Genomic DNA, 17,819 nt, shown 5'->3' with positions numbered 1-17,819 from the left:
AGGGGGAGTTCACTTAAGGGGTCGTGTAAAGCTGCTAAGATTTTCTTAAATGAGGCCTAAAATCCGTTAAAGCGATGAATATCAACGACGAAGAACCCTATCTGAGCACTTTTTGTTCATTCAGCCATCGGGTGTACTGCACCTTATTTCGGTTGTGTTGCGCCAAGGTTTTGGCAAAAATGTGGTATCCGAAGTTGGAAACGTCCGCCACAAAATAGAGATAATCGTGCTTTTCAGGGTTCAAAACGGCATCTATGGAAGAGATGTCCGGCATGGTGATGGGCCCCGGTGGAATGCCTGCATATTTATAGGTATTGTAGGGCGAATCCATTTCCAGATCCCGATACAGCACCCGTTTGATGATGGTGTCGTAATTGCCCGTTTCCTTTTTGATGGCGTAGATGACCGTCGGGTCGGCCTGCAACAGCATCCCTTGCTTCACCCTGTTCAGATATACCCGCGCAACCCGTGGCCGCTCATCGGCCTTCACGGTCTCTTTTTGCACAATGGCCGCCAAAGCGGTGACCTGATTTGGGGTCAGCCCCAAGTTTTGGGCCTTTTTTCTGCGCTCTTCGTTCCAAAACCTATCGTATTCCGTCCACATCCGTTCCCGAAAACCTTCCGCATTGGTGTTCCAAAAGAATTCATAGGTGTTGGGCAAATACATGCCAAGCTTGCTGTCCTCATCAAAATGGGACGCCTTCAAAAAAGCAGGGTCGTTGAATGCCTGTAGGAGCGAAAGACTGTCCGCTTCTATCTGTTCAGCTATCCTTCCTGCCAATGCTGGCAATGATTCTTGGTTGTTGAAAGAAACCCGAACAGGAATATTGGCACTGCGAAGGGTGTTGATAATCTCGTTGTTGTTCATCCCCTTCTTCAAAGCATATTTTCCAGGTTTCACATTGGTGGTGTATCCCTTTCGGCGGGCAACGGCCTCAAAACTGGAAAGGTCCTTCAACAAAGGCTCCAACGAGGTCTTTACATCGGTGAAAATGGCATCGGAAGGAATATACACATAGGCTTCCTCATTGTTGAACTGGGTGTTCGGGCTAAAAATGGCGCTATAGATCTGGTAAACCACAAATCCACAGACCAAAATTCCCAAAATGGCTACTGCCCACAAGATTTTTTTAAGATACATCCGAATTTATCTTTTGAAACATGATTTCATTCTTGAACCCTGAACTGGTTCTTATCCACTCCTTTTTTACGCCGATGGGAACAAAACCCATTTTCTCGAAAAGATGGATACTGGCCTCGTTGTCCTCCAAAATATTGGCGTACAATTGATGGAGGTCCAACGTGGAAAAAGCATAATCACACAAGAGGGACAGTGCTTCGGCGCCCAGACCCTTGTTGCGGTCACCTGGATTGGTGATCACAATCCCAATGCCGGCTCTTTGGTGTTTCGGGTCAAAATCGAACAGATCGATCAAACCGATGCATTCCTGGTCTGCCCTGCAAATACAAAGACGAAGCTGTTTCACTTCGTAGATGTCCCGATGGGTGTTCTCCAGGTACAGTTGGAGCACTTTTTTGGAATAGGGTTTCAACGTTCCACTGATCTCCCAAATGGCCGTATCGTTCTCCAGTTCGTACAAAAAGTCCAGATCCGAAGGCTCCAACGCCCTGAGTTGGATTTGTTTCCCTTTTAAATTGAGCATTCCACTTCTCCTTTAAACACTTGATCGGCAGGTCCTTTGAGGAATACGTTGGTATATTTTCCGTCCTGCTCTTCAAAACCGATGGTCAAATCCCCGCCTAGCGTCTTGATGTTGACATTGGTTGCGGTAGTCTTTCCTGATCTGTGCATGGCCAAGGCCACAGCGGTGACCCCGGTGCCACAGGAAAGGGTCTCGTCTTCCACTCCCCTTTCATAGGTCCTCACCCGGAAGGTATCATCATCCAACTGCTCCACAAAATTGATGTTGCTGCCCGATTGTCCATACAATCCGTAGCGAAGTTTTTTTCCTTCCTTATACACATCAAAATGTTCCAGATCTTTTACCAATTGCACATGGTGGGGAGATCCCGTGTTCAGGAAACTGTAATTGCCCTTCTCGTGGATCTCATCCACATCCACCATCTTCAGGTTGACGATATTGCCATTCACACTGGCATGGTGCAGTCCATCCACGGCATTGAAGACCGCTTCTTTCCCAACAACACCCAAATGGTTGGCGAAGGCCACCAGGCATCTACCTCCATTGCCACACATGCTGCCCTCAGCCCCATCGGCATTGAAATAGACCATCCGAAAATCCGACATTTTGTCATTTTCAAGAAGGAGAAGGCCATCGGCCCCTATGCCAAAGCGTCTATCACACAGGTGGGCCACCAAGCTGGTATTGTTTTTGGGGAAGTTATGTTGACGATTGTCCATCACGACAAAATCGTTTCCCGTTCCTTGGTATTTAAAAAACTGCAGTTTCATGATTGCTTACAAAGAAACAAATATAGGGTATTCTTTAAGGATATTTTTGCAGTTAAAACAGCGTTAAACAGACCAAGCAAAAAATGCAATTCTTTTAAATTTGTTAAAGCTAAATGTTAAATACGTATTGAATTATGAAGAGAATAGCCAATTTATTCATTGTATCCCTTTTCGCAGGTGCCATCACCCTGGGTGCATACAAGTTATTTTTTGAAAAGGACAATTATAAATGGGTGGCCCCTGGACAGGAAATACCTTTTGTGGCTACCAGCAACATGCCCACCTCTGCCAAAGGGGCCGGCATCAATGAAGTGGATTTTACCCTGGCCGCCGAAAAAACGGTGAATGCAGTGGTACACGTGAAAAACCTCACCATAAGCAAAGGCCCCAGCAGCCTTTCCGATTTTTTCTATGGATTTGAACGCCAACAAGTTCCACAAGTAGGAACGGGATCGGGGGTAATCATTTCCCCTGATGGTTATATCGTCACCAACAACCACGTGATCGCCAATTCCAGTCAATTGGAAGTAACCCTGAACAACAACAGGACCTACAAGGCTGAACTTGTGGGCACCGATGCCGATTCCGATATTGCCCTGCTCAAAGTGGATGCCGAAGATGCCCTGCCCTATTTGGCGTTCGGTGATTCTGACAATGCAAAGATCGGGGAGTGGGTACTTGCCGTAGGAAATCCGTTCAATCTGACTTCCACAGTGACAGCTGGAATCGTGAGTGCCAAGGCAAGATCATTGTCGATGGGATCACAATCCTTTATCCAGACCGATGCTGCCGTAAATCCCGGTAATAGTGGCGGAGCCCTTGTGAACACCAACGGTGACCTGATCGGGATCAATACCGCCATTACCTCACAGACCGGTTCCTATGTGGGCTATGCCTTTGCCGTGCCCAGCAACATTGCCAAAAAAGTGGTGGAGGACATCATGGAGTTCGGCAACGTACAGAAAGGTCTTTTGGGGATTTCTGCGGCAAACATAAATTCCCGTGAAGCCATTGAAAGAGGTCTAGATCAGTTGGAAGGTGTATATGTGGCCGGGGTCGAAGAAGAATCCGGTGCATACGAGGCAGGACTTCAGGAAGGCGACATCATCAAACAGGTGGACAACATTTCCATCCATAAATTCGCCGAACTCAACGGCTATCTTTCTTCCAAAAGACCGGGCGACATTGTAGAGGTGACCGTGGACCGGGATGGAAAGAGCCTTGTCAAAAATGTCACGCTCAAGGAGCAACAGTCCGTTAGACTTCCCGCAACCGGTTTTGTAGTGAAAAACTTGTCCAAGGAAGACAAGAAAAGATTTGGGGTTTCCAAAGGCGTCAAAATCACGGACGTTCCCGAAGGATATGGTAGATATCAACTAAGGGGCAAGGTCATTATTGAATTGGATGGTGAGGAAATCAACAATATCGACGATGCCAAAGAACTTTTTGGAAAGATTTCAAGGTATGACAGGACCAGTTTCACCATGATCAATGAAAATGGGGAAAAAGAACATATGATCCTTCAATAAAAAGTGCCGAAAAAACACTTGAAAAGCACCCTGAAAATGGGTGCTTTTTATTTTTCAAATTCTTTTACGAAAACGTTTGAAATATCTAATTTAGCCGAAAATAAATCTTCAGTACTGCAACCTATTTCCATGAGCAACATTACATCATACGAAAAAGAGCTTGCCTTTCAGGCAGATAGAAGAAAAGCGACCACCGAATTCATCAAAATTATTAGCGACCTCTGGTATGACAAATCCATTGAAGTGGTTCTGTTCCGAAACCAAGTCATCGATAAGAATGTCAGCGACATTATCAACCTCCACGAATATGCGGGGGAATTTGTCCAGAAACCCATCTCCATTTTTGATTCGGTGGAGATCTTGCGGGCCATCAACGACATCAACCTGCCCCCTGCAAAACTGGACATTGGAAAGTTGACCTATGAGTACCATTCGGATGACAACACCCACCTGAATGTCAAGGCCTTTGTGGTCGAAAAACTAAGAGATGCCCAACACACCAAGGAAATCAAACCCAAGGATGTGGTATTGTATGGTTTTGGCAGGATCGGGAGGCTCGTGGCCCGGGAACTCATGGCCAAGACAGGCAGGGGAAGCCAACTACGCTTAAGGGCCGTAGTGGTCCGGGACGAATTGAACGAGGAAATCTTGGAAAAAAGGGCAGCCTTGCTCAAAACCGATTCGGTCCACGGACAGTTTACGGGCACTGTGGATGTGGACGCCCAAAATCAGGCATTGATCATCAACGGCACTACGGTGAAGTTTATCCGTGCCACCAAACCCGAGGACATCGATTACACCGCTTATGGAATCTACAACGCCCTTATCATAGACAATACAGGCGCTTTCCGTGACAAAGAGGCCCTTTCCAGACATTTGGAGTCCAAAGGGGCCGGAAAGGTCCTGCTCACCGCGCCGGGCAAGGAAGTCCCCAATATCGTCCATGGTGTGAACCACAAAAACTTTGATCCGGACAAGACCAAAATCTATTCCGCGGCTTCCTGCACCACCAATGCCATTACCCCCATATTAAAGGTAATGGAAGACTCCCTGGGCATACGAAAAGGCCATTTGGAGACCATCCATGCCTACACCAACGATCAGAACTTGGTGGACAACATGCACAGCAAATACCGTAGGGGCCGTGCCGCCGCGCTCAATATGGTGATCACGGAAACCGGGGCCGGCTCTGCCGTGGCAAAGGCATTGCCCTCCTTGAAAGGCAAATTGACCTCAAATGCGATCAGGGTGCCCGTACCCAATGGCTCCCTGGCCATTCTCCACTTGGAGGTCAAGAACAAGACCACTGCGGAAAGCATCAACACCATCCTGAAAAAATATGCCCTCGAGGGGGATTTGGTGGAACAGATCAAATATTCCCTGAGCAATGAGCTGGTCTCGTCGGATATTGTGGGCACCTCTGCCCCATCCATCTATGACAGCATGGCTACCATAGTTTCCGCCGACGGAAAAAGTGTGGTGCTCTATGTTTGGTACGATAATGAATATGGGTATTCGCACCAAGTGATACGACTTGCAAAATATATTGCCAAAGTAAGGCGTTATACGTATTATTGATGATTACACAACAGGGCAGATATCGCCGGTAAGCAGGTTTTTCTTTTGAATTTTGGTTTATTGGTGTAATTTCGCTTTACCCTTAATCTAAATTTAATACGAGAACACTTTGACCATGAAGCATTTACGACTATTATTGATCCTAGCCTTACTGATTCCGCTTTTTTCCACATACGCCCAGGAGGAGGAAGAGACCACGACCGAGGAAGACAGCACCCTCAAGGGGCAATTCGAGGAATTGGAACGCAAATCGGGAAATTACAGGGCCAATGGCATCCAATATGAAGTCATCAAGCTCTCAGACCTTTATAAGGTGAAGAACAATATTTTTGATTCCATCAATACCTCCACCAAAACCATAAAAGATCTTTCGGCCACCATCACCTCCAATGAGGCCGAAATAGAGAACCTCAATACGAAACTACGCGAAACTACGGATAAACTGAACTCTGTCACCGAGGAAAAGGACAGTATTTCCTTCTTCGGTATCCTGATAGGAAAGGGAACCTATAATTTTATCCTCTGGTCCATCATCTTTGGATTGTTGTTGTTGCTTTTGTTCTTCATTTATCGATTCAGGAACAGCAACTTCTTGACCCAACAGGCCAAATCCGCACTGGCCGATCTGGAAGAAGAGTACGAAAACCACAGAAGAAAGGCACTGGAACGCGAGCAAAAAATAAGCAGGCAACTACAGGACGAGCTGAACAAGCAGAAAAAATGATGCAAAGGCTTCCCAAAAGGAAGCCTTTTCTTTTGCGTCCTCCCGAAGTTTATATCAGCTTTCACTACTTTTGGGCGGAGAATCCATAACAGACCTTATCCATGCGGATAGACATTATAACAGTACTGCCGGAACTTTTGACAAGTCCCTTTGAGGCCTCCATCTTGAAAAGGGCCATAGAAAAAGGGTTGGTAGAGATACACCTCCATAATTTGAGGGACTACGCCACCAACAATTACAAACAGGTGGACGATTACCAATTTGGGGGCGGTGCAGGCATGGTGATGATGGTGGAACCCATTGACAAATGCATTTCAGGCTTAAAGGCCGAGCGCGATTATGACGAGGTCATCTACATGACCCCGGACGGAAAAACCTTGAACCAGGGCATGGCCAATGAACTGTCCCTGAAGGAAAACCTCATTATCCTGTGCGGCCATTACAAGGGTGTTGACCAAAGGGTACGGGACCTGTTCGTGACCCGTGAGATTTCCATCGGCGACTATGTCCTCTCCGGGGGCGAACTGGCCGCTGCCATCGTCTGCGATGCCGTGATCCGGCTTTTACCGGGAGTTTTGAACGATGAGACCTCTGCCCTAACGGACACCTTTCAGGACAACCTGTTGGCGCCCCCTGTTTATACCCGGCCAGCCGAGTACAAAGGACTGGAGGTGCCCAAAATCCTGCTGAGCGGAAACCTGCCCAAGATTGAAAAATGGCGGGAGGACCAGGCACTGGAACGCACTAAGAAAAGAAGACCTGATCTATTGGAATAAAAAATGGAAAATTTGGAAGTTTACTACATGGCAGGGAATGCAATCGGCACTATTGGACAACTGGTGCTCCTTATCGCTTGTGCGGTATTGATCTACAAACAGCGGAACATTGGCACATGGCTGATGCTGTTGGGCAGCTTGTTGTCCATCGTCTTTTCCGTGGGTCGAGTGGCATGGACCGCCTTTGCCTCCATCAAAAATCCGGAATCCTATGCGCATACCATGGCGGTACTGAACATTTTTGTCCAATTCCCATATCTTTTGTTCGTAATAGGACTACTGTTGTTCGCAGTCAAGTACACAACAGCAAGGAGCAATCAATCCGTTCCTTGAGATAAAAAGCAAAAAACCACTTGTTCTTTATAAATATTAGATTACTTTTGCAATCTCAAAATCAACCTCTGACGAAATACGTGAAAGTTGGTCTTGGTAAACGCTAAAAAATATACCATGGAATCCTTAGTAAAATTTGTTGAAGACGAATTTGTTCCAAAAAAAGATTTTCCAAAATTTTCATCCGGTGACACGATCACCGTGTATTATGAGATCAAGGAAGGTGAAAAGACCCGTACCCAGTTCTTCAAAGGAGTTGTGATCCAAAGAAGGGGAAGTGGCGCCACCGAGACCTTCACCATCCGTAAAATGTCAGGTACCGTAGGTGTGGAGCGAATTTTCCCCATCAACATGCCCGCATTGCAAAAAATTGAGGTCAACAAAAAAGGTAAGGTACGTAGATCCAGAATCTTCTACTTTAGAGGTCTTACCGGTAAAAAGGCCCGTATCAAAGAAGTTAGGGGATAATCCATTTTCCCTTTGTAGAAAGAGCACCCAAAAAGGGTGCTTTTTTTATGAACAATTGTTAATAACATCGGTTCATACGTTGTTGATTTTTAATCGGTTATAAAATTTGTTTATCCCAAGGTTTGTCATACTTTAGCACAAGAGATATGAAAATGATACCATTCAGGACCGTATCTCGATTTTAAAGCTGACGTTCTTTAAAAACCGAGGATTCCCCTTTTAATTGGTAACACTACTGATCACAAAAGGAATTTCGAATTGGGACAGGTTTAGGAAGGTCCGAAAGAGAAATAATGGATTTTATGTGCGGACGGGAGAGCAATTTCCCCTCTTGATAAGATTTAGGGAATACGGTACACTTTGCATGATGGAGTTTAGTTGAAAGATTAAAAACACGCGCAGAGGAAACGTTAAAGGTCTGTGGAAGCAATCCAAGATTGCAGGTTTTGCAGCAATGCGGAACAATCCAAGATCCTTTTCTGAAAGCCATATCTATGTTCAGGCACAGATATGGCTTTCGTTTTTTTCACGCATCCGCTTCTCCCTGTTAGTTTTATTCACCGATCAACATACATAAAATTGTATATTTGCAACCGCTCAAACATTATACATATAAATGGCTAAAATCTATTACACCAAAACCGATGAGGCACCTGCCTTGGCAACCTTATCTTTCCTACCCATTGTAAAATCCTTTACCGAAACTGCCAACATCACCATAGAGACCAAGGACATCTCCTTGGCGGGCAGGATCTGCGCCATGTTTCCCGAGTATTTGGAAAAGGACCAGCAAATACCTGACGATCTTGCCATTTTGGGCGAATTGGCCAAAACACCTGAGGCCAATATCATCAAACTGCCCAATATAAGTGCCTCCATCCCACAGCTGAAAGAGGCCATCGAAGAGCTACAAAAAAAGGGATACAAGCTCCCCAACTACCCCGATGAGCCAAAAACCGATGAGGAAAAGACCGTCAAGGCCAAATATGACAAAATCAAGGGCAGTGCGGTGAACCCTGTGCTCCGGGAAGGGAACTCTGACAGAAGAGCCCCCAAAGCCGTAAAGAACTATGCCAAAAAGCACCCCCACAGCATGGGCGAATGGTCATCAGATTCGAAGACCCATGTGGCCAGTATGTCCCACGGGGATTTCAAGTCCAATGAAAAATCGCTCACCATGGCCAATGCAGACGATATCCGTATTGAACTGGTGAAGGACAATGGAGAGACGCTTATCCTAAAGGATAAAGTGGCCCTTCAAAAAGAGGAAGTCATAGATGCCACCGTTATGAGCAAAAAGGCATTGGTCGATTTTCTTACCAAAGAGATAGCCGATGCGCGCAAGGAAGGCCTATTGCTTTCCCTGCATTTTAAAGCGACCATGATGAAGGTCTCCGACCCCATCATTTTTGGACATGCCCTAAAAGTATATTTTGCCGACCTGTTCCAGACATATGGGGAAACGTTTGAAAAATTGGGCATTGACCCCGATGACGGTTTGGAAACCTTATTGGACAAAATAGGTCAGCTGCCGGCCGACCAGCACAAAGAAATCCAGCAGGCCATTGCCAAGAGCATTGAAAATGGTCCAGATCTGGCCATGGTGAATTCGGACAAAGGAATCACCAACCTGCACGTGCCCAGCGACGTCATTATCGACGCCTCCATGCCTGCCATGATCCGCAGCTCTGGTAAAATGTGGGACAAGGACGGTAAATTGAAAGATACCAAGGCCATTATCCCCGATAGTAGCTATTCGGACATTTACCAAGCCACCATCGATTTTTGCAAGGAACACGGTGCCTTTGACCCCACCACCATGGGAACAGTGCCCAACGTGGGACTCATGGCCCAAAAAGCAGAGGAATACGGTTCGCATGACAAGACCTTCGAAATCCCGAACGCAGGAACTGCAAGGGTCGTGAGTATTTCCACTGGAAAAACCTTGATGGAACACCAAGTTGAGCAAGGGGATATCTGGAGGATGTGCCAAGTAAAGGATGCTCCCGTCCAAGATTGGGTCAAATTGGCCGTTTCCAGAGCAAGGGCGACCGATACCCCGGCCGTTTTCTGGTTGGACAAGAACAGGGCGCACGATGCGGAATTGATCAAAAAAGTAAATCGATACCTCAAAGACCACGATACGGATGGTCTTGACATAAGAATTCTTTCGCCATTGGAAGCCACCAAGTTCACCCTAAAACGCATAAAGGAGGGCAAGGACACCATCTCGGTTTCCGGAAATGTATTGAGGGACTACCTTACCGACCTCTTCCCTATTCTTGAAGTGGGCACCAGCGCAAAAATGCTGTCCATCGTTCCTCTTATGAACGGTGGTGGATTGTTCGAAACAGGTGCTGGAGGTTCTGCGCCCAAGCATGTGGAGCAATTCCTCGAAGAAGGTCACTTGAGATGGGATTCTTTGGGAGAATTCCTGGCATTGGCCGTATCCTTGGAGTTTTATGGCGAAAAGAACAACAACAAAAAGGCCCAAGTGATTGCGGATGCCCTGGACAAGGCCACCGAGAAATTCTTGGAAAATGACAAATCCCCGTCAAGAAAGGTCAATGAACTGGACACAAGGGGCAGCCATTTCTATTTGGCGCTCTATTGGGCAGAACAATTGGCCAACCAAAACGAGGATGCAGAACTGAAAGCCACCTTTAGCAAGGTTTTTGGTGAACTCTCATCCAACGAATCAAAGATTGTACAGGAATTGATAGATGCCCAAGGGTCACCCATACACATAGGAGGCTATTACCTTCCAGATGCAGAGATGGCATCAAACGCCATGCGACCCAGCACAACATTGAACAACATATTGGGTTCCATCGCATAGCACACATCAGGTCAATAACTTGAATTTAAAACGCAATCCTGAAAATGGTCAGGACTGCGTTTTTTTTATTCAAAATTGATGTGGAGTGTGTATTTTTAGGGGAAAACCTGTTCAATGTCCAAAAGACTTTTGGCTATTTCGGCCCTCCTACTCCTCCAACACGTTTGGGTCCAAGCCCAACAAAGATTCACCCTTAGCGGCACAGTTTCCGAAGCCAACAGCAATGAGACCCTGATCGGTGTCACCATTGCTTTTCCAGAATTGGGCACAGGGACCACGACCAACGAGTATGGCTTTTACTCCATTACCCTTCCAAAAGGCGAGTACAGAATCATAATCAGCTATTTGGGATTTCAGGAGGTGGTGGAAAATGTGAACTTGGACCGAAACATCAAAAAGGACTTTTATTTGACCGAAAAAGCCGAGGAACTGGATGAAGTTGTCGTCACCGATGATGTGGAACGACTGGACATCCGAAAACCCCAAATGAGTGTGAATACCCTGACCGCACAGACCATCAAGCAGATTCCCGTGGTACTCGGAGAGGCCGATGTGATCAAATCCCTTTTGTTGTTGCCCGGCGTTTCCAATGCCGGCGAGGCCTCATCGGGATTCAACGTCAGGGGCGGTGCCGCGGACCAAAACCTGATTCTTTTGGACGAGGCCACAGTGTTCAACTCCTCACATTTGTTCGGTTTCTTCTCCGTCTTTAACCCCGATGCCATAAAGGACGTGAAACTCTTCAAAGGAGGTATCCCTGCCAGATACGGCGGAAGGGTATCCTCTGTTTTGGAGATTTTCCAAAAGGAAGGGAACAGCAAGGATTTCAAGGTGAATGGTGGGATTGGTGCCGCGGCCAGTAGATTGCTCTTGGAAGGACCCATCATCAAGGACAGGACCGCTTTTCTGGTCGGTGGAAGGGCTTCGTATGCACATTTGTTCCTTCCGCTTTTTGATGTGGACAACAAGGCCTATTTCTACGATCTGAACACAAAGATCAACCACAAGATCAATGACAACAATAACATTTACCTTTCGGGCTACTTCGGAAGGGATCTTTTTAGCATCGGTGATCGTTTTGTGAACACTTATGGCAATGCCGTCGGAAACTTTAGGTGGAACCATCTGTTTTCGGAAAAACTCTTTTCCAACCTTTCGCTCATCTATTCGGATTATTATTATGGGTTAGAGCTTGATTTTGTAGGATTTGAGTGGAATTCCGGCATCCAAAACTTCAACCTCAAGTACGACCTGAAACACTACCTGAATGATAAGGTACAAATGAACTATGGATTCCAAAACATCTATTATGTCTTCAATCCGGGCGAAATAACCCCAAATAGCGCAGTCTCTGGTATTGTGGAGGAGCAATTGACCAAAAAATACGCCAACGAAAGTGCCATCTATATTGATGTGGAACACGATGTGACAGAAAATCTGAGCATCGAATACGGTCTTAGGGCAAGCCAATTCAACCGATTGGGGCAGGATGAATTCTATGTGTACCGAAACAACAACCCTGTGGAGTTTAACCCTTTCACTTTGGTCTATCGCGAAGCAGAACCCATCGACTCCATCAACCCTGGAAGGTCTGGCACCTTGAAAAAATTCTTCAACTTGGAGCCTAGAGTGTCCATATCCTACAATTTCAAGGAAAAAAATGCCATCAAGGCAAGCTACACGCGCTTGTCCCAATACCTGCACCTTCTGTCCAACACCAGTTCCCCTACTCCTTTGGATGTATGGACGCCTAGTGGACCCTTTGTGAAGCCCCAATTGCTCGATCAATATGCCATCGGGTATTTCAGGAACATCAAGGGCGGGGAATACACGTTTGAAACAGAAGCCTTTTTCAAGGACATCCAAAATAGGATCGATTATATCGATGGTGCCAATCTCATCGCCAACAATGCCATCGAACAGGTCATTCTCAACGGGCAGGCCCGAGCTTATGGCCTCGAAATACTTTTTAGGAAAAATGAGGGGCGGTTCACGGGCTGGTTGGCCTATACCCTTTCCAAATCGGAACAACGGACCCCGGGAAGGGATTTGGATTTTGACACGGGCCGATCCAATCTTGAAACGGGCATCAATCTTGGGCAATGGTACAATACTCCTTACGACAAAACCCACGACATTTCCCTTTTTGGCAGTTTTGATCTTAATGATAAATGGAACTTCAATGCCAATTTCATCTATCAAACAGGGCAGCCCACCAACTATCCCATCGGACAATTTGAATTTGAAGGGATCACCGTGCCCTATTACGGACTACGGAACAAGGAAAGACTGCCCGATTATCACCGCTTGGACGTTTCGGCCATACTCACCCCTAGGAAGAATAAATCAAGGAAAGTACAGGCCGAATGGGTCTTTAGCATCTACAACCTGTACAGCAGAAAGAATGCGGCCTCCATCAACTTTAGGGAGAATGAGGACACTGGGCGAAACGAGGCCCTGCGCACTTCCATATTCGGCATCATCCCATCTGTGACCTACAACTTTAAATTTTAGCACCATGAAAAAAGGAATCATATATAGCATCGGACTTATGTTACTCTTCGCTTGCGAAGATGTTGTGGATGTCGATTTGCCCGAAGTGGAAGCAAAGCTTATTGTCGATGGCCTTTTACGGGTGGACAAAAGTCAGGAGTTTGTGAACGTGGAAATTCGAATGAAGGAAACCACCAATTATTTTGATGAGAACCTGCCCACCCAAGTGGAAAATGCCGTCATCACCTATGGCAAACCCCTGAACGGCGATATTTTTGAAAGTTTGGCTTTCTGTTCCCTGGCCGAAAAAGAGCCGGGAAGTGGCATTTATATCCCGGACCCCAACTTTTCCTCGGATCAACGTATCCGGACCTCCGTTGTGGAACCGGGAATGGTCTTTATCCTCGAGTTGACCCACAAAGGCAAAACCTACTATGCACAGACCGAATATGTCCCCACAGTACCCATAGATAATTTGGAGCAAGGGGACGACACCCTTTTTGATGAAGAGGAGACTGAAGTGATCGTGACTTTCACCGACGATGCCGACCGCGATGATTTCTATGTATTTGATTTTGGTTTTGGAGAGTTCCTGACCGTGGAGGATCAATTCTTTCAGGGACAAGAATTTGAGTTCTCCTATTTTTATGACGATAGCCTCAATGCAGGACAGGATATCACAGTGAGCATTTTGGGGGCCACCCAGGATTTTTACAATTATATGGATTTGGTCATCGAACAGACCACAAACAATGGGGGCGTTTTTCAGACCCCGGTTGCAACTGCCAGGGGCAATGTGTTCGATATCACAGGTTTGGACAATATCGACATTTTTGACAATGTAGAGCGGCCCAATGACTATGCCCTAGGCTATTTTGCAGTGGTTCAGACCTATTCCCAAACCATCACCATCGAATAGTTCAAAGCACGAAATAAAGCAGCAGAACCATCAAAATACCCGTAACCCCTTGCAGCAAGGTCCCTACCGTATGCCCCCGCAAAGCGGTCTTTACATTAATGTTGGAAAATTGGGACACCACCCAAAAATAACTGTCATTGATATGGGACACCGTCATGGCACCGGCACCAACGGCCAGTACTGCCAAAGCCTTATCCGTAAGGGAAAGCAGTCCAAAGGTTTCCAATAAGGGGGCTATGATGGCCGAAGTGGTGATGATGGCCACCGTGGAAGAACCTTGGGCCGTCTTGAGAATGGCCGCGATCACAAAAGCGATCAACAATCCACCCACTCCCGTAGTCGATTCCAAATTGATGATGGATGCAACATCAACGGTCCGCAAGATGGCCCCAAAAGCACCTCCTGCACCCGTGATCAACACTATTGCCCCCGCCTGTTTGAAAGCCTCGGATACCCATTCCCCTCTCTCCTTTGCAGGTGCTTTTCTCCCCAACAAAAAAGCAAAGAATACGCCAATGAGCAGGGCAATCACCGGACTGCCCAGAAAATCGAGCACCCCAAAGGCCCACCCCTTACCCAAAGGGTAAGAAGGATAATTCACCACAGACTTCAGCGCAATCAAAATAATGGGGGCCAACAAGGGCAAAAATGCCTGAAATGGTTTCACCGCTGATGGTATTCCCTCTTTTTCTTCCAGTTTTTCTGCATCATCTTCTTCCTTAAGGGATTTGCCGATAAACCTCGCCCAAAAATAACCCGTCAACGAGACGGGTAAGGAGACCAAAAGTCCCAAGACCAACACCAACCCCAAATCAGCCTCCAAAATAGCGGCAGCCGCCAAAGGTCCCGGGGTTGGGGGCACAAAAACATGGGCCGCATACAATCCCGTGGCCAATGCAATGGCAAAAACCAATACCGGGATGCCCGTGCGTTTGCTGATAGCCTTGTTGAGGGAAGAAAGAATGATGAATCCAGAATCACAAAAAACAGGGATGGAAATCACATATCCTGCCAAGTTGATGGCCAATGGGGAGCGTTTCAAACCTATCAACCCCAAAATACTGTTGGCCAACACCTGGGTGGCCCCTGTCTTTTCCAGATAAATACCGATGACCGTTCCAAAGGCGATGACCAAGCCTATACCAGAGAGTGTCTTGCCAAACCCCTCCCCGATGGTCTCCATGATTTTTGACGGGGACAGTCCCAAAAGAAAACCTGAGATTACTGCAGCTATGGTCAGGGAAAAAATGGGGTGCATCTTGAATTTGACCGTGGCGATGATGATAAAGAGCACCACAGCTCCCAGAACAAGTATTTCCATGGTTAATTTTTGTGCATTACCCTCTAAATATAAGCTAATATTGCTACTTTGGTCCCATGAGGCACACCGACAAGGAACTTTTGGTAAAAGGATTGAAATCGTTTGGCTATACGGTCCTGGCCATGTTCGCTGGGCCACTTCTGATCTATCAAGCGTTTAAAAATCAAGACCACCCATTTTTTTGGCCCGTTTTGATCATAGGCATCATCTGTGCTGGAACGGCCATTTACCTGGGGTTCCGTTCCGTGAACATTGTCATGGATGCTGTTTTTGGGAAAAAGACCAAGGATTAGTCCTTGGGATCAGGAGGACGGTTCTTCCACTTGTTGGTCAACTGCGCATAATCATAGTCCAAAACCGATTTTTGCCGCTCCAACTGATTGGCCACAAAGGCCCGTTGCAAAATATCCTCAATGAGATAGTCCTCATGCACCAACTCTGGGTGGAACTCCTCTTTCAGACTGATCTTGAACATACTCGCCGTGGTATTGTACCAAAAGGCACGCCATCCACTGCGGAGTTCCTTTACCAGGTCAAAGGCCGTGGTCCCCGTTTGGCGATGGATCAACTTGACCAAGATTTGGCCTTCTGTGCGGGTAAGCTTTTTGAGTTCCTCTGAAAATTCCCCTTCGATGTATTTTTGGAACTTTTTCGTATATTTTCTTTGATGGCGCTTCTTTTTGATATGCTGCAAACTGTCGTTCAGTTCCACCAAACGTTCCGCGGCCAATTTGGCATAGGGATAGACCTTCAATGTCTTTCTGCGCAAGATCAAATAGCGTAAACGCTCCTTGCGGTCGGCAAAATCGAGCTCCCCAAAAATATAGACTTCGTCCAATTCGATGGAACTGAGCAGCACGGAATCCCCTTCAAACCGAACATAATAATCCTCAATGGAATCCTTCGGATACAACAACGAATCCTTTTCGGATTCCTGGGAAAATCCGAGGGCATAGAGCACAAGAAAAACGACAAGAAAACAATTGCGTAACATGCGGTCAAATTCTCAAAAGTCCTGCCAAAATTAAGGATAAAGGTATGATTAGGCCATTGATGTACTCCAAACTTTAACAAAAAGTAGTATCTCTTTCAAATACCAAAAGCCAAATTCCAATAACCAATAACTGAACAACCTAATAACTAAGTAAGGAGCGGGCAGTATGCAGTAGTTTCATGTTTTGGGTTTCAAGTTTAAGCAACAAACCACAATAACCTAGTAACCAAATAACCTAATAACTGACCAACAAACGAAATCGGAAGGCTTTCAAAATAACACTGAATATGCTTAAGTTTGCACATTAAAACAAACACATGGCTACTGCGAAAATCATCAATAAAAAGTCCCTTGAATTTTTAGAAAAATACCTGAACAATCCCTCGCCCACGGGCTACGAATGGGAAGGCCAGAAAATCTGGATGGACTACCTTAAACCCTATGTGGACGAATTCATTACGGATACCTACGGCACGGCCGTGGCCGTCATCAACCCAAAGGCAAAATACCGGGTGGTGATCGAGGGACATTCGGATGAGATTTCTTGGTACGTCAACTATATCACCGACAACGGATTGCTGTACGTGATCCGAAATGGGGGCAGCGACCACCAGATCGCACCATCAAAATGGGTGGACATCCACACCAAGAACGGCGTGGTGAAAGGAATCTTCGGATGGCCTGCCATACACACACGCGATCGTGCGAAGGAAGAACCACCAAAATTGGAGAACATTTTTATCGACATCGGTGCCAAGGACAAGGCCGAGGTGGAGAAAATGGGTGTGCATGTGGGCTGCGTGATCACTTATCCTGACCAATTCCAGATTCTGAACAAGGACAAGTTCGTTTGCCGTGCGCTGGACAACCGTGTTGGTGGTTTTATGATTGCCGAAGTGGCCCGTCTGTTGCACGAGAACAAGAAAAAATTGCCGTTTGGCCTCTATGTGACCAACTCGGTACAGGAAGAAATCGGTCTTCGTGGGGCAGAGATGATCACCCAGACCATAAAGCCCAACGTGGCCATCGTCACCGATGTGTGCCATGACACTACTACGCCCATGATCGACAAAAAGAAGGAGGGCGAGATATTGATAGGGTCCGGACCTGTGGTTTCCTACGCTCCAGCCGTCCAGAACAAGCTCAGGGAACGCATCATCGAGACGGCCGAAGGCAAAAAGATCCCGTTCCAGCGATTGGCCTCTTCAAGATACACCGGAACGGATACGGATGCCTTTGCCTATAGCAACGGTGGCGTGGCCTCTGCTTTGATATCGCTCCCATTGCGCTACATGCACACTACGGTGGAGACCGTGCACAAGGACGATGTGGAGAATGTGATCCGATTGATCTATGAAACCTTGTTGACCATCAAGGAGGGTGAGACATTTAGCTATTTTGACTAACTAAT

General features: G+C 46.6%; 16 protein-coding genes. 11 read left to right on the top strand and 5 right to left on the bottom strand.

Annotated features, from left to right (window positions below; translation table 11 throughout):
* Window positions 1-97: 97 nt before the first annotated feature.
* The 3 genes from mltG to dapF are packed head-to-tail and all read right to left on the bottom strand — an operon-like array spanning window position 98 to window position 2,434.
* On the bottom strand, window positions 98-1,141 hold the full coding sequence (gene mltG / locus SD450_RS15505; RefSeq protein ID WP_318345369.1) for an endolytic transglycosylase MltG: 1,044 nt from the start codon (window positions 1,139-1,141) through the stop codon (window positions 98-100).
* Window positions 1,131-1,664 carry a GNAT family N-acetyltransferase gene (locus SD450_RS15500; RefSeq protein ID WP_318345368.1) on the bottom strand — a complete coding sequence of 178 codons (534 nt, stop codon included), beginning with the start codon at window positions 1,662-1,664 and terminating at the stop codon, window positions 1,131-1,133. The genes mltG and SD450_RS15500 overlap by 11 nt, the downstream gene beginning before the upstream one ends.
* Window positions 1,652-2,434, bottom strand: a complete 783-nt coding sequence (gene dapF, locus SD450_RS15495) for a diaminopimelate epimerase (RefSeq protein ID WP_318345367.1) — start codon at window positions 2,432-2,434, stop codon at window positions 1,652-1,654. The genes SD450_RS15500 and dapF overlap by 13 nt, the downstream gene beginning before the upstream one ends.
* Before the next feature lie 134 nt (window positions 2,435-2,568).
* Between dapF and SD450_RS15490 the strand changes: the two genes are divergently transcribed.
* From SD450_RS15490 to SD450_RS15450, 9 genes are all read left to right on the top strand, one after another.
* On the top strand, window positions 2,569-3,963 hold the full coding sequence (locus SD450_RS15490) for a trypsin-like peptidase domain-containing protein (RefSeq protein ID WP_318345366.1): 1,395 nt from the start codon (window positions 2,569-2,571) through the stop codon (window positions 3,961-3,963).
* A gap of 129 nt (window positions 3,964-4,092) precedes the next feature.
* Window positions 4,093-5,541, top strand: a complete 1,449-nt coding sequence (locus SD450_RS15485; protein WP_318345365.1) for a glyceraldehyde-3-phosphate dehydrogenase — start codon at window positions 4,093-4,095, stop codon at window positions 5,539-5,541.
* A gap of 115 nt (window positions 5,542-5,656) precedes the next feature.
* A complete protein-coding gene (locus SD450_RS15480; RefSeq protein ID WP_318345364.1) occupies window positions 5,657-6,265 on the top strand; it encodes a tRNA (guanine-N1)-methyltransferase in 609 nt (202 codons plus the stop codon).
* 101 nt (window positions 6,266-6,366) lie between these two features.
* A complete protein-coding gene (gene trmD / locus SD450_RS15475; protein WP_318345363.1) occupies window positions 6,367-7,041 on the top strand; it encodes a tRNA (guanosine(37)-N1)-methyltransferase TrmD in 675 nt (224 codons plus the stop codon).
* 3 nt (window positions 7,042-7,044) lie between these two features.
* Entirely contained in the window at window positions 7,045-7,374 is a 330-nt protein-coding gene (locus tag SD450_RS15470) for a hypothetical protein (protein ID WP_318345362.1), read from the top strand.
* A 117-nt stretch (window positions 7,375-7,491) separates the two neighbouring features.
* Complete coding sequence (gene rplS, locus SD450_RS15465; protein ID WP_072882739.1) at window positions 7,492-7,842, top strand: 50S ribosomal protein L19; 351 nt, start codon at window positions 7,492-7,494, stop codon at window positions 7,840-7,842.
* Window positions 7,843-8,458: 616 nt separating this feature from the next.
* Window positions 8,459-10,681 carry an NADP-dependent isocitrate dehydrogenase gene (locus tag SD450_RS15460; RefSeq protein WP_318345361.1) on the top strand — a complete coding sequence of 741 codons (2,223 nt, stop codon included), beginning with the start codon at window positions 8,459-8,461 and terminating at the stop codon, window positions 10,679-10,681.
* A 114-nt stretch (window positions 10,682-10,795) separates the two neighbouring features.
* Complete coding sequence (locus SD450_RS15455) at window positions 10,796-13,195, top strand: TonB-dependent receptor (protein WP_318345360.1); 2,400 nt, start codon at window positions 10,796-10,798, stop codon at window positions 13,193-13,195.
* Window positions 13,196-13,199: 4 nt separating this feature from the next.
* Window positions 13,200-14,093 carry a DUF4249 family protein gene (locus tag SD450_RS15450; protein WP_318345359.1) on the top strand — a complete coding sequence of 298 codons (894 nt, stop codon included), beginning with the start codon at window positions 13,200-13,202 and terminating at the stop codon, window positions 14,091-14,093.
* A gap of 1 nt (window position 14,094) precedes the next feature.
* Here SD450_RS15450 and SD450_RS15445 read toward each other — a convergent pair whose 3' ends face one another.
* The gene (locus SD450_RS15445; protein ID WP_318345358.1) at window positions 14,095-15,414 is read right to left on the bottom strand and encodes a GntP family permease; all 1,320 of its coding nucleotides are present in this window, start codon (window positions 15,412-15,414) and stop codon (window positions 14,095-14,097) included.
* A 56-nt stretch (window positions 15,415-15,470) separates the two neighbouring features.
* Between SD450_RS15445 and SD450_RS15440 the strand changes: the two genes are divergently transcribed.
* Entirely contained in the window at window positions 15,471-15,707 is a 237-nt protein-coding gene (locus SD450_RS15440; RefSeq protein ID WP_318345357.1) for a DUF6095 family protein, read from the top strand.
* On the opposite strand, the gene SD450_RS15435 is transcribed toward SD450_RS15440, so the two are convergent.
* Window positions 15,704-16,408, bottom strand: a complete 705-nt coding sequence (locus SD450_RS15435; RefSeq protein WP_318345356.1) for a DUF4294 domain-containing protein — start codon at window positions 16,406-16,408, stop codon at window positions 15,704-15,706. The genes SD450_RS15440 and SD450_RS15435 overlap by 4 nt on opposite strands.
* A 317-nt stretch (window positions 16,409-16,725) precedes the next feature.
* On the opposite strand from SD450_RS15435, the gene SD450_RS15430 reads away from it, so the two are divergent.
* Window positions 16,726-17,814, top strand: coding sequence for a M42 family metallopeptidase (locus SD450_RS15430; protein ID WP_318345355.1), 1,089 nt, complete (start codon window positions 16,726-16,728; stop codon window positions 17,812-17,814).
* The last annotated feature ends 5 nt before the right edge of the window (window positions 17,815-17,819 follow it).

This window comes from Flagellimonas baculiformis (assembly GCF_033441575.1).
Classification (GTDB): domain Bacteria; phylum Bacteroidota; class Bacteroidia; order Flavobacteriales; family Flavobacteriaceae; genus Flagellimonas; species Flagellimonas baculiformis.
Note: the sequence above shows the minus strand (reverse complement) of the source record. Positions and strands in the feature narration are given on the sequence as shown.

Coding starts and splice junctions, on each gene's coding strand:
- mltG (WP_318345369.1), bottom strand. CDS start 1,141: ATGTATCTTAAAAAAATCTTGTGGGCAGTAGCCATTTTGGGAATTTTG.
- SD450_RS15500 (WP_318345368.1), bottom strand. CDS start 1,664: ATGCTCAATTTAAAAGGGAAACAAATCCAACTCAGGGCGTTGGAGCCT.
- dapF (WP_318345367.1), bottom strand. CDS start 2,434: ATGAAACTGCAGTTTTTTAAATACCAAGGAACGGGAAACGATTTTGTC.
- SD450_RS15490 (WP_318345366.1), top strand. CDS start 2,569: ATGAAGAGAATAGCCAATTTATTCATTGTATCCCTTTTCGCAGGTGCC.
- SD450_RS15485 (WP_318345365.1), top strand. CDS start 4,093: ATGAGCAACATTACATCATACGAAAAAGAGCTTGCCTTTCAGGCAGAT.
- SD450_RS15480 (WP_318345364.1), top strand. CDS start 5,657: ATGAAGCATTTACGACTATTATTGATCCTAGCCTTACTGATTCCGCTT.
- trmD (WP_318345363.1), top strand. CDS start 6,367: ATGCGGATAGACATTATAACAGTACTGCCGGAACTTTTGACAAGTCCC.
- SD450_RS15470 (WP_318345362.1), top strand. CDS start 7,045: ATGGAAAATTTGGAAGTTTACTACATGGCAGGGAATGCAATCGGCACT.
- rplS (WP_072882739.1), top strand. CDS start 7,492: ATGGAATCCTTAGTAAAATTTGTTGAAGACGAATTTGTTCCAAAAAAA.
- SD450_RS15460 (WP_318345361.1), top strand. CDS start 8,459: ATGGCTAAAATCTATTACACCAAAACCGATGAGGCACCTGCCTTGGCA.
- SD450_RS15455 (WP_318345360.1), top strand. CDS start 10,796: ATGTCCAAAAGACTTTTGGCTATTTCGGCCCTCCTACTCCTCCAACAC.
- SD450_RS15450 (WP_318345359.1), top strand. CDS start 13,200: ATGAAAAAAGGAATCATATATAGCATCGGACTTATGTTACTCTTCGCT.
- SD450_RS15445 (WP_318345358.1), bottom strand. CDS start 15,414: ATGGAAATACTTGTTCTGGGAGCTGTGGTGCTCTTTATCATCATCGCC.
- SD450_RS15440 (WP_318345357.1), top strand. CDS start 15,471: ATGAGGCACACCGACAAGGAACTTTTGGTAAAAGGATTGAAATCGTTT.
- SD450_RS15435 (WP_318345356.1), bottom strand. CDS start 16,408: ATGTTACGCAATTGTTTTCTTGTCGTTTTTCTTGTGCTCTATGCCCTC.
- SD450_RS15430 (WP_318345355.1), top strand. CDS start 16,726: ATGGCTACTGCGAAAATCATCAATAAAAAGTCCCTTGAATTTTTAGAA.